The sequence below is a fragment of the Methylacidimicrobium tartarophylax genome (assembly GCF_902143375.2).
Classification (GTDB): Bacteria; Verrucomicrobiota; Verrucomicrobiia; order Methylacidiphilales; family Methylacidiphilaceae; genus Methylacidimicrobium; species Methylacidimicrobium tartarophylax.
On sequence record NZ_CABFVA020000114.1, the window covers coordinates 58,374 to 68,628 of the forward strand.

Annotated in this window: 11 protein-coding genes and 1 tRNA gene; 7 read left to right on the plus strand and 5 right to left on the minus strand. The window is 60.3% G+C overall.

From position 1 onward, the window contains the following. A complete protein-coding gene (locus MAMT_RS09755) occupies window positions 1-1,695 on the plus strand; it encodes a GAF domain-containing protein (RefSeq protein ID WP_142660840.1) in 1,695 nt (564 codons plus the stop codon). 228 nt (window positions 1,696-1,923) lie between these two features. Here the strand turns inward: MAMT_RS09755 and MAMT_RS09760 are convergent, their stop codons facing one another. From MAMT_RS09760 to MAMT_RS09770, 3 genes are all read right to left on the minus strand, one after another. Beyond that, window positions 1,924-2,376, minus strand: a complete 453-nt coding sequence (locus MAMT_RS09760; protein WP_142660841.1) for a secondary thiamine-phosphate synthase enzyme YjbQ — start codon at window positions 2,374-2,376, stop codon at window positions 1,924-1,926. Between the two features lie 14 nt (window positions 2,377-2,390). Next, window positions 2,391-2,463, minus strand: a tRNA-Glu gene (locus tag MAMT_RS09765). Between the two features lie 143 nt (window positions 2,464-2,606). Beyond that, on the minus strand, window positions 2,607-3,509 hold the full coding sequence (locus MAMT_RS09770; RefSeq protein WP_142660842.1) for an NAD(P)-dependent oxidoreductase: 903 nt from the start codon (window positions 3,507-3,509) through the stop codon (window positions 2,607-2,609). Window positions 3,510-3,618: 109 nt separating this feature from the next. Here MAMT_RS09770 and ispF point away from each other — a divergent pair, with 109 nt between their 5' ends. Beyond that, on the plus strand, window positions 3,619-4,095 hold the full coding sequence (gene ispF / locus MAMT_RS09775) for a 2-C-methyl-D-erythritol 2,4-cyclodiphosphate synthase (protein ID WP_246186639.1): 477 nt from the start codon (window positions 3,619-3,621) through the stop codon (window positions 4,093-4,095). An 85-nt stretch (window positions 4,096-4,180) separates the two neighbouring features. Here the strand turns inward: ispF and MAMT_RS09780 are convergent, their stop codons facing one another. Beyond that, window positions 4,181-4,855, minus strand: a complete 675-nt coding sequence (locus MAMT_RS09780) for a lipid-binding SYLF domain-containing protein (protein ID WP_142660844.1) — start codon at window positions 4,853-4,855, stop codon at window positions 4,181-4,183. A gap of 197 nt (window positions 4,856-5,052) precedes the next feature. Between MAMT_RS09780 and MAMT_RS09785 the strand changes: the two genes are divergently transcribed. Together MAMT_RS09785 and MAMT_RS09790 are read left to right on the plus strand one after the other, a co-directional pair. Further along, window positions 5,053-5,553 carry a hypothetical protein gene (locus MAMT_RS09785; protein WP_142660845.1) on the plus strand — a complete coding sequence of 167 codons (501 nt, stop codon included), beginning with the start codon at window positions 5,053-5,055 and terminating at the stop codon, window positions 5,551-5,553. Further along, a complete protein-coding gene (locus MAMT_RS09790) occupies window positions 5,550-5,975 on the plus strand; it encodes a 3-hydroxyacyl-ACP dehydratase FabZ family protein (RefSeq protein WP_142660846.1) in 426 nt (141 codons plus the stop codon). Before MAMT_RS09785 ends, MAMT_RS09790 begins: the two co-directional genes overlap by 4 nt. On the opposite strand, the gene MAMT_RS09795 is transcribed toward MAMT_RS09790, so the two are convergent. Further along, window positions 5,873-7,384, minus strand: coding sequence for a class I adenylate-forming enzyme family protein (locus MAMT_RS09795; protein WP_178087066.1), 1,512 nt, complete (start codon window positions 7,382-7,384; stop codon window positions 5,873-5,875). The two genes, MAMT_RS09790 and MAMT_RS09795, sit on opposite strands and share 103 nt — an antisense overlap. A 571-nt stretch (window positions 7,385-7,955) precedes the next feature. Here MAMT_RS09795 and MAMT_RS09805 point away from each other — a divergent pair. The 3 genes from MAMT_RS09805 to MAMT_RS09815 all read left to right on the plus strand — a co-directional run bounded on the left by MAMT_RS09805 (window position 7,956) and on the right by MAMT_RS09815 (window position 10,128). Beyond that, window positions 7,956-8,378, plus strand: a complete 423-nt coding sequence (locus MAMT_RS09805; protein ID WP_142660848.1) for a hypothetical protein — start codon at window positions 7,956-7,958, stop codon at window positions 8,376-8,378. Window positions 8,379-8,621: 243 nt separating this feature from the next. Next, a complete protein-coding gene (locus MAMT_RS09810) occupies window positions 8,622-8,930 on the plus strand; it encodes a hypothetical protein (protein WP_142660849.1) in 309 nt (102 codons plus the stop codon). Between the two features lie 160 nt (window positions 8,931-9,090). After that, window positions 9,091-10,128, plus strand: a complete 1,038-nt coding sequence (locus MAMT_RS09815) for a radical SAM protein (protein WP_246186640.1) — start codon at window positions 9,091-9,093, stop codon at window positions 10,126-10,128. The last annotated feature ends 127 nt before the right edge of the window (window positions 10,129-10,255 follow it).

Genomic DNA, 10,255 nt, shown 5'->3' on the forward strand with positions numbered 1-10,255 from the left:
ATGGGCGAAGGACGGTTTATCATCGAGCGGGCTCGTCCCGAAGAGATTCAAAGCCTCCTGAATCCGCGGGGAGTGATCCGCTGCTTCCTTCGGCTTGCCTTGTCGAAGACGAAAGCAGACAGCGGTTCTTTCATCCTGTTAAACCCGAGCACGGGCTTCCTTGAAATCGAGGCCTCTGTCGGCCTGCGGAAGGGAGCGGGCCGAACCAAACTGCGGGCGGATGAAGGAGTGACCGGCTGGGTGGCAACCACGGGGAGGTTGATGCGGATTTCCGACGTCCGGCGGGAGTGGCGTTATGTCGCCATCGACGAGCGAATCCGTTCGGAACTCGCCGTCCCCGTCGAGATTGGATCGACGGTGATCGGGGTGCTCAATGTAGATAGCCACCGGGTCGGTCATTTCACTCGGATGCACGAGCAAGAGCTCGTGCAGTTGGCGCAGAAGGCGGCTCGCTGGCTTGCCATGGGCTGGGAGATCGAAGGCTTCCGTCGTCAGGCCAGGCAGCTCGGCACCCTGGTGGAAATGGCTCAGACGCTTGTTTCTCATTCAGGTCTGGATCAGCTCGTCGATGGGGTCGTGCGGAATGCCGCCCGCTTGATGGGAGGAGCTCGCTCTTTCCTTTTTCTTCTCGGCGAAGATAAGGCGGATCTGGTCCTTCGGGCGGCTTTCGGCGCAGAATCCGATCTCCCGCAAGAGGTTGCCATCCCGGTAGACGAATCGGTCTTCTCCGTCGTGATGAAAAAGGGGAAGCCGCTGGCGGTTTTGGACCTGGCGGAGGAGCCTCATGTGCATTGCCCGGAGCTCCGGGCGCGCGGCGCGGGGCTCCGTTCGCTCCTGGCCGTCCCCCTTTCGTTCGCGGAGCGGATTGGCGTTCTTTGCGTCTTCATGGCGGAGCGCCACCGCTTTTCCAATAGCGAAATCGAGCTACTGCAAACGCTTGCGGATCTTTCGATGGTGGCGATCCAGAAGGCACAGCTGATCCAGCAGATCATGAAAATCGAAGAGGGGCTCCGGCAATCGGAACGTCTCTCGGCACTTGGGCTGCTTGCCACGGAAGTCGCCCATGAGATCCGGAACCCCCTCACGGTCATCCAGATGCTCTTCTACACGCTGGCGGAGCGATTCCCGGCCGAGTCGGGAGTTCAAAAGGATCTGGCGGTGATCGGGACGAAGCTGCGCCAGATGAATCGGATCGCCGAGCAGGTCTTAACACTCGGCCGTTCGGCGCAGCCCCTGGCGGAATCAATTTCCGTCCCGCAGATGCTCGACGAGATCCTTCTCCTGGTTCGCCATAAACTTTCGGCGCAAGGGATCCAGGTCGAAAAACGCGTTTCCTCTCCCCTTCCCTCTTTGCAAGGCGATCGCGGCCAGATCGAGCAGGCGCTTCTCAACTTGATCTTGAACGCTGCAGAGGTGATGCCCCAGGGCGGGCGCTTGGGTTTGGATGCATCCGTGGTGGAGCGGGACGGGATGGCTTATCTCGCCTTGGAAGTGCGAGATAGCGGGCCCGGAATGACGGCGGAAGAGATGGAGGGCCTCTTCGTCCCCTTCCTGACCCGTAAGGCGCAGGGGACGGGAATCGGGATGGCGATCGTTCGCAAGATCATGGAGGATCACCGAGGGAAAGTGGAGGTCGATTCGGTCCCAGGGCAGGGGAGCCGCCTCTCCCTTCTCTTCCCGGTCTCTCCTCTTTAGCCGGCCTGTCTTTTGGCCGTGAGCAAGGGTGAACAAGACGGCAGGTAAGCCTGCATGTCTCACAAGCGATCTCCTGCGGCTTGCGAAATGGACCTGTCTGCTTCGTTGGGACTTGGTTTCCCCTCCTTGCAGTATGTCGTCATACAGCTTCGGGAGAAAACCTGCGGCCCGCCTTGCATCCAGGCCCATCCGCCGCGCCTCGGGTACGAACTTTGTAAGACATGCAGGCTAGGGCGAAGACGCCGGCTCGAAAGAAACCCAAACCTTGCGGTTTCGCGGTCCGTCAAACTCGCAGAAGAAGACGGCCTGCCAGGTGCCGAGGCGCAAGCGGCCTTCTTCCAACAAACAGCGAATCGAGGAGCCGAGAAGGGAAGCCTTGATGTGGGCTGCCGTGTTCCCTTCTCCGTGCCGATAGGAGGGATCGACCCACGGGATGGTCCGCTCGAGCCAACCAAGAATATCGTAAACGACATCAGGATCGGCTCCTTCCTGGATGGTGATTCCGGCTGTCGTATGGGGAACAAAGGCGGTAAGAATGCCCTCCTTCCAACCGTTGCACTGGACGATCTCCTGGAGGCGAGGGGTGATGTTCACGAACTCGGCCCGTCGGGCGGTGCCGAGTTCCAATCCTGCCTGCGGCACTGCTGGGAAATGGTGTGCGTTTTTCAGTAACGTTCCCATCGATCCGCAACTCATAGCCCCAACGGGATTCGAACCCGTGCACCGGCCTTGAGAGGGCCGTATCCTAACCAGCTAGATGATGGGGCCGTGTGAGCTTCCTCAAAACAACTAAAGCTGCGGAACCTCATTGGCAAGCTTGCTCTTTGATCCGAGTCGGGAACGGTGCGTTGCCGGCAAAAAAATCTCTCGGCGGTAGCGAAGTCGACCCTCGCGGCAGGAGAGCTGCAACCTCATGCGGTTGGACCTTCTCCATCCGCTCCGGCCGGAGGAAGAGGATCGACCAGATCGATCAGCGCGGAATAGTCGAGATCAGCCCGGCCGGATTCCACCGCTTCCTGAATGATGGTCCTCACCCCTTTTAGGGAGTCGGATCGGAGTTCGAGCGGCGCGGCATTGGCGAGGAAGAGATCGACGTCTTTAAGCAAAAGCCGAACCGAGAAGTTGGGAGAGGCAAAGTTGCGCTCCCGCATCCGGGAGAGCTTTTTGTCGAAGGTTGGGCAGTAGAGGGAGCTCTCGCGGAGAATGTCCAGGAAGGGTTCGACCGGAACTCCGGAACGCCGGACAAAACCCAAGCTCAGTGCGAAGGCGGCCATCTCCGCGGCAATGAGCTGGTTCAAGGCGAGCTTCAGTGCCGCTGCTTTTCCCACCGGACCGATCCAAAAGCATTTCCCAAGCATGCCGAGCAGCTCCTGCCAGCGTTCGCGATCCTCCGGGACCGCTCCGATCATGATCTGAGCCCGGCCTTCTTCCGCATCCTTGCCGTTTCCGAGAATGGGGGCTTCGAGATAACGTGCCCCGAGAGAGGAAGCAAGCGAGGCGATCTCCTTGCTCTCTTCCGGGCCGATGGTACCCATTTGACAGAGGGTTCGACCGGACAAGAGAGGTCGGCAGGGATCGGAAAAGACCGTCCGTCGAATGGCGGCCGCATCCGAGAGGCAGAGAAAAAGGATCTCGGAGGTTCCAATCGCCTCCTGCGGGGTAGAATACAGCCGCGCTCCCCGTGCGACGAGGTTTTCCGCTTTGGCTCGAGTCCGGTTATAAACTGCCACGGGAACCTTGCGAGCCAGGAAGCGGCGCGCCACGCCCTGACCTAAAAGGCCCGTTCCCAAAAGGGCTAAGCTTGTCGGAAGCATCTCCTCCCGATATAGAGCGGAACGACGTTTTGGTAAAGAGCATGCTCCGAGCCGCGGGTCGGAGGCAAAAGGCGATGGGTTTGGCGGAAGCAAACCGGAAGGGATCAGGATGGGACGCGTTGGGATTGGCTACGATGCGCACAGGCTCGTGACGGGAAGAAAGCTCGTGTTGGGAGGAGTGGTGATTCCCTCGGAAAAGGGGTTGCTCGGCCATTCCGATGGCGATGTACTGCTCCACGCCATCGCAGATGCTCTGCTCGGAGCTGCGGGAGAGCGGGATATCGGGCACTTTTTTCCGAACTCCGACCCGCGCTGGGAAGGCGCATCCAGCCTGATCTTCCTGGAGGAGGTCCGAGAACTCCTAAAACGGGCGGGCTGGGTCGTCGAGAATCTCGACGCATCGCTGATTGCCGAGGCTCCGAAGATCGGCCCCTATTTGGAGGCGATGCGTGCGGCGATCGGGCGGGCCCTGGGCATCGAACTCACTCGGATCGGGATCAAAGCGACGACCAACGAAGGGATGGGCTTTCCCGGGAGAGGGGAAGGGATGGCCGCGATGGCCGTCGCCTCCCTGGAGAAGGCGTAAACCTGCCTCTCTCACCAAGGCCGCACCCCCCTCGGTGGAGGGGGGTGCCTCGCGGCCACGAGTTCTGACGTGCGATGGGCCTGCCCTATTTGGGATAGGGGGCGTTGAGCGCATTCGTCAGGGTTTTGGCCCGATGGGGCGGCGCGACTTTTCCGGAAAGGATTTCCCGGGCCGTAACGGCACGGTGGTAATATCTCTCGTTGGTATCCGCAGCTTCGTGCAGATCCGACCCGGAGAAGGCAATGCCTCCAAAGAGTCCTTGCGTCACACGGTAGACATAGACGGCCCTCTTTGGCTTCAAGAAGACATCATGGTCGCTCTCGGGGCCGGCAACGCCGCTCATCTCCCCGACCATTTGCACTTTGCCGCCATGGGAGAAGTGCCGAATCGCGCTCTCGCTGTTCAATACGAAGACATAGGTAGTCTCGCTTCCCCCGATTTGCGCTCCGATCCCCACGGCACTGCTGGAGATCGCCGAGGGGCCGGACCAGCCAGTGGCAAGACGCTGGACGACGAGTCCATGCCCATACTCTCCGCTGATAACCAGCCCTCCCTTGGTCATCTTCAAAAAGGCAATTCCTTTGGCTTTATCGAAAACCGACTTCGGGATCTTTCCCTCCTCCTTGAACTGATGGATCGTTGCGGCGGCCTCGCCGACGGTTTCCTGGAGGTTCCAGGCGGCGAAGGTTCGTGGGGCGGTCCAGAGGCAGCCGATGGAAAGGAAAAGCGACCAGGCAGACAGAAGCAAGCGTATCTTCATCGATATTCTCCTCGAGTTGTTTGTGGCATTGCGAACGACTCCAGGCTACAGTCCTCCCGGCACTTGACAAGTAAGAAGTGAGCGACATCCCACGGAACGCCAGATGCTTACTGCAAGAGAGAACGTCGGCGGATCGCCCGCGCAAGCCCCATGAGGCTAGGCGAGGAGCAGGCCAAGAAAAGAAAGAAAGGGGGTCGATGAGTTTCCCTGCAAAGAGGTTCGGCGTCTTGCGCCTCCTGGCAGCGTCTCTGCTTCTTTCTGCCGCTAGCGTTCAGGCTCGAGATCTCACCTTTGATCGTTGGAAGGGAGAGGCTCCCGAACCCGAGGCGGGGGCGAGGATTCTGGTCGTTTATCGCATCGAAGAAAAGGATCTGCCCGTCTGGTCTCGCATGCCGCGACGACCCTACCGTGTCTTGGGGGTGTTGCGATCCTTCGAGACGGTCGGGCTTTCCCACCAGCCGCTCTACCGTCTTGCCCAAGAGGCCTCCCGGCGGGGCGGAGATGCAATCGTGCTGTTGGCTCCCAGGAATCTGCCCGGCAGCTGGATTCGCGGCGACGACGTGGGTGTCACGATCCATGGACAGAATTTCACTGTATTAGTTCTTTGCGCCTCGACCGGAGTGCTCTCCCTGAAGCCGCTTCGAAGCCTGAGTGGGGCGGGCAAGGCTTCCTTCCTTCTTTGTCACGATCCCTCATGATGGCGCCCGAACTGCCCCACGGACCCGGCTTTACTTGGGTCGACGAGGTCGAAGTCGATCGAACGGAGGGCTCTGCCCGGGCAAAAAAGTTTCTGGATCCGTCGCTGCCTGTCTTCGCCGATCATTTCCCCGGCAGGGCGCTCTTTCCCGGGGTCCTGCTCGTCGAGTGCGGCGCGCAAGCCGCAGGCTGCCTCTGGTCCGAGCTTCTCGGCCTGTCTCGTGCGCAACCGCTGCTGCTCGCTCAGATCCTTGCTTTCAAATTCGTGCGGGCTGCCCTCCCCGGTCAGACGCTCTCCATCGAGGTCAAGCGGGAGCGCGTCTATGGCAGCCTGGCGGAGTTCTCCGTCTTGATCCGGGAATCGGATGAGCCGGTCGCCGGCGGCCGGGTCTTGCTTGCTTCCGCCGCAGGGAGCTGCGGATAGGCTTCCCGGAAGAGTGCCTGAAGCGCCTTTTCCTCTACTTTTCCTCTCCCATTGCGAGGAAGATGCGGGAGGCAGAGGAAGAGGCGAGGAATCTTCCAGGATGGGACGAAGTCGGCGAGAAGGCGAAGAAGCTTGCCGGCGGTCGTCGGGCTTTCCACGGCGGCGATCAGGTAGTTGCGCGACTGACTCCGCACGGATCGGACGTGGGCGTCCGTAACCGAGGGAAGGCGCCGCAAAAGAGCTTCGACTTCCGCAGGATGGATCTTGCGTCCGCCGATCGTGACCACGGGGTCGGCCCGCCCCAATAAGCGCATCTCGCCTCGCTCGTTCCATTCGGCGATGTCGGAAAGCGTGATCCGCTCGCGTCGACCGGAAAGCGCTCGGCTGACAACCGAAACCCTGCCGTCGCGGCGGATCGTGACCGATACGCGAGGAAGGGGCCTCCCCACGGAGCGCTCCTCGATGGTGGCGTCTCCGCTTCCATCGTAGCAGATGCTGCCCGTTTCCGAGGAGCCGTAGAGGCTGTGGATCTTCACCGAAAAGCGGTCGCAGATTCGTCTGGCCGTCTCGGCGGACAAAACAGCTCCGGCGGAGACGGCGAGCCGTAGGGAAGGAAGGGTGGACGCACCGCGGAGTTGACCTAAGGCGCGCCAGATGTCCGGAACCGAAGGGAAGAAGGTGATTGCGTGGTTGCGGATCCAGCTTGGGATCTGGCTCACCAGGAATTCCTTGGCCGAGACAAGGCGCAGGCCCCGGAGCAAGAAGGGCAGGATCAAGCTGCCGAGGGCATACGAATGGCCGAAAGGAAGAAGGGCCAACGCCACGTCTTTTTCGCTTGTCTCCATCGCGGCGGCCGTATTCCGTCCATCCTCGATCATCGCTTCGGCCGAGAAGGGAAGGGGAGCAGCTTCGCGGCGGCTTCCCGAGCTGATTTTGATGACGGCGGACCTGCCCCGCCGACGCTGCGGGCCCAAGAACTCCAAGCCGCTTGAGGTCCAAATGCGGGAGGCGCCGAGCATGCGGGCCGTACCGGCTAGGTTTTCCGCCGGAATGGTGGCATCCAGCGGCATGGCCGCCGCACCCGCCGCCTGGCAGGCGAGAAAAATCGTAATCCACTCCAGACCATTGGGCCGGGAGAAGGCGATCCATGCTCCTCGCGCTCCGGCGAGATGCTCCCGGGCGAGCTGCCGTGCTGAGGAATCGATGTCGCGAAAACGAATCCATTGCCCCGACTCGAGCGGAAGGAGAGCGGGTTCTTCCGCGAAACGAGCCGCGGTCTTTTCCCAAGATCTCCAGAGCAGCGTCGCGTTCGGAAAGGGAACTTGGCTCGCGACGGCGTTCTTCGCGCGGAGGCGGGCGGAAGAGGGGGGAGCCAGCCTTCTCGATTGCGTTCGGGATCGCCGATTCACTGGATCCTCTTCCCCCACGGATTCGTTCTGCCCTGGTCGTCTGATCTTTCGTTTGCCGGAGCCGCGAACGGAAGAGTCCTTAGCCGCCATTTCTCACAAATTTCGTAGCCGAGGCGCCGCAAATGGGCCTGAATGCGAGGCGTCGCGCTGGTTTTCCACCGGGGCTGTATGAGGACATACTGCAAGGATGGAAAACCAAGCTCAACGAAGCAGACAAGCCCATTCTGCAAGCCGCAGGAGAAAGCTTGTGAGAAACGGAGGCTTACATGGCAGTCGCGGGGCTGCGAGCCCAATCGATCGAGTCGGCCAGAGGAAAAAACGGGTCGAAACTCTTAAGAAACGACGAAAGTCTTGCTCAGACGCCGCCTTTTGGGCATAAGCCATTACTCAAATGGGGCTTTACAAGATCCTTGTCCGGGGAGGTCTGCTGTTATCGCTTATCACGGCAGGAGATGTTTCGCGCTGCCTAGCCGGCGGAGCCGTCCAGGGCGGCGGAGTCGTCCAGAGGACTCCAAACCTCAATTCCAAGGCTTTCGAAAGGGCTCTCCCCAGGCATCGGCATTCCCAAGGCATGTGTGCGCGGGCGGTACGCGTCGCTGTCGAAGAACTGACCGGAACGAAGCTGGAGCGGCGGGACTACGCAAAGGAGTACGGAGAGCCGCTTCTGAAGACCGGCTGTTACGTGAGAAGTTCGCCCAATGTACAGCCGAGAAACTACGATGTCCGGATCCTCCTTCCGAAAAGGAGAAATCATTATGGCCATATCGAAGTCTTTTATCGAGGGATCTGGTATTCGGATTTCCGCCAGCCGGGTTCTCTCTGGACCGTCTGGCCCAAAGAGTATTCCCGAATTCAGCACTATCGGTTTGTCGCTCAGACCTCTTCCGCGCCTAACACCCGTCGCGCGATTCCTCTCCAAGGCGCTCACCGGAGCGGAACGCCCAGGGCGAGTCTGCGAGGATCTGTTCCGACGAAGAACACACGGGTCTTTTAGGATAGGGGATTACCGACAGGGCGCAGAGGGTACTGCGATCGCCCGTGGCTCGTGTTAATATGCGGCTGCGGGAGGGGAAAGAACGGACGCCCGGGCGGGAACGGTCAGTCGTCCTTGTCGACGGTCCGAGTGCCTACGAAAAATTCTTCTAGATCGGCGCCGATCCCCCGGAAGAGTTTCTCGAGTTGGATTCCAATTGGTTCGGGCTTTGTCTCTTTGTCGGCCTGCTGGCCATTTTTTTCGGTGCGTTCCTTCGCTGCCGATCCGCTCGCCTTGGAAGATGCGGTGGAGTGTTTCCGGCTTGTCGAAGAGGCGGCGGGGGTTGCCTTCTGCTTTGTCGACTTCGTACCCGTTTTGCTCGAAGGAGCAGCGCTCTGCTCCTCCGTGTGTGTGGTCTTCCATTCGGAAGAGGAGTCCGTCGCCGGATCGCTGCTAGCGAAAGCCGTGGACGGCAGGAGTTCCATCGACAGAAGCGAGCTGGCCGCGATGGTCCCCATCAGAAAAAGAGAATACGATCCTCTCATTAATCGAACGAGCATGGGGATAGCCTGAACGACTGGGCGCTTCCGATCAAGAATGAACTTAATAACAATTGGGCTATGAATGAGTTATTAGTAAAGATGACTCTGTACCGCCGACAGGGTTTCGTAGGCAAGCCCGGCGAGTTCGGACCATGTTTCGGAGGATTCATGCAGCCGGGAACGATATCGTCGTGAGTAAGGAACGAGGCGGCGAGGAGGAATATTTCGCAGAGGCGAAGGCGGATTGGCGTAGATCGGCGCTGACGGCGGGCGGTGAAGCACAAGCATCTCTTTGGGCCAGCGCGCAGAGGGCGCGTGAGGAGATTTTCGGCAAAAGGATTTTTGTCCGGGGCGTCATCGAGGTTGGCAATTTCTGCCGACAAAACTGTGCCTATTGCGGGATGCGCCGGGAGAACGACGCGCTTCGTCGATTCCGGCTGGCGCGAGACGTCATTCGACGGGTAATCGACGAAAGTTTGCCCTCCTCGGTCACCGACCTGAATTTTCAGGCAGGCGAGGATCCTGTTGCTCTCAAGGAACTGGTCTTGCCGGTGATCGAGGAGATCGCGAAGGAGAAACGCTTGGGCATTAGCGTCTGTCTGGGAACGGTCGATCATCGCCTCTATGACGAATTGAGGCAGGCGGGGGCCCGTGGATACATCATTAAGCTCGAAATCGGCGATCCCGAGCAATATCGCCTTCTGCAATGCCCGGGCACGATCGAGAGGCGGCTGGAGGCGATCCGGTATCTTGTCCGGACGGGTTGGTACGTTTCCTCGGGCTTCATCTACGGTCTTCCGAACCAGACCCTGGATCAGCTGATCGGCACGCTCGACCTTCTCCGCTCGCTCACTCTTCGCGGTTGCAGCGTCAGTCCCTTCATCCCCGGCGAAGGGACTCCGCTCTTTTCGGAGAAGAGGGCGGACCTCGATCAGACGCTCAATGCAGTAGCCGTTCTCCGGCTCTCCTCGCCCCGCTGGGTCGTCCCGGCCGTGAGTGCCTTGAACCTCTGCGACTCTTCGGGGTACGTGCGGGCCCTTCGGGCGGGAGCGAACCTGGCGACCATCAATCTGACGCCGAGCGAATGGAGGGGGGATTACCAGCTCTATCGTCGGAAGCGCTGGATCATGACCGAGGAACGCGTCTTGCAAGCGATCGCGCAGGCGGGCTGCCGGCCGAGCCCCGAAAGCTGGATCGCCGCTTCTTCGTCCTTTTCCTCCTTCGGCTGAGTCCATCTGACTCATAACCTGCGGGAAAAGCGCTTGTGAAAGAGGCAGGTTAACAGCCTGTCGGCCTTAGTGCGAGAGCTTGCCACGATGCGCCGGCAGTCCGATGCGGCATGGGGAGCGATTGTCT

What these genes read in the sequence shown, in the direction of transcription:
- MAMT_RS09755 (WP_142660840.1), top strand. Translation starts at nt 1, where the DNA reads ATGGGCGAAGGACGGTTTATCATCGAGCGGGCTCGTCCCGAAGAGATT.
- MAMT_RS09760 (WP_142660841.1), bottom strand. Translation starts at nt 2,376, where the DNA reads ATGGGAACGTTACTGAAAAACGCACACCATTTCCCAGCAGTGCCGCAG.
- MAMT_RS09770 (WP_142660842.1), bottom strand. Translation starts at nt 3,509, where the DNA reads ATGCTTCCGACAAGCTTAGCCCTTTTGGGAACGGGCCTTTTAGGTCAG.
- ispF (WP_246186639.1), top strand. Translation starts at nt 3,619, where the DNA reads ATGGGACGCGTTGGGATTGGCTACGATGCGCACAGGCTCGTGACGGGA.
- MAMT_RS09780 (WP_142660844.1), bottom strand. Translation starts at nt 4,855, where the DNA reads ATGAAGATACGCTTGCTTCTGTCTGCCTGGTCGCTTTTCCTTTCCATC.
- MAMT_RS09785 (WP_142660845.1), top strand. Translation starts at nt 5,053, where the DNA reads ATGAGTTTCCCTGCAAAGAGGTTCGGCGTCTTGCGCCTCCTGGCAGCG.
- MAMT_RS09790 (WP_142660846.1), top strand. Translation starts at nt 5,550, where the DNA reads ATGATGGCGCCCGAACTGCCCCACGGACCCGGCTTTACTTGGGTCGAC.
- MAMT_RS09805 (WP_142660848.1), top strand. Translation starts at nt 7,956, where the DNA reads ATGTGTGCGCGGGCGGTACGCGTCGCTGTCGAAGAACTGACCGGAACG.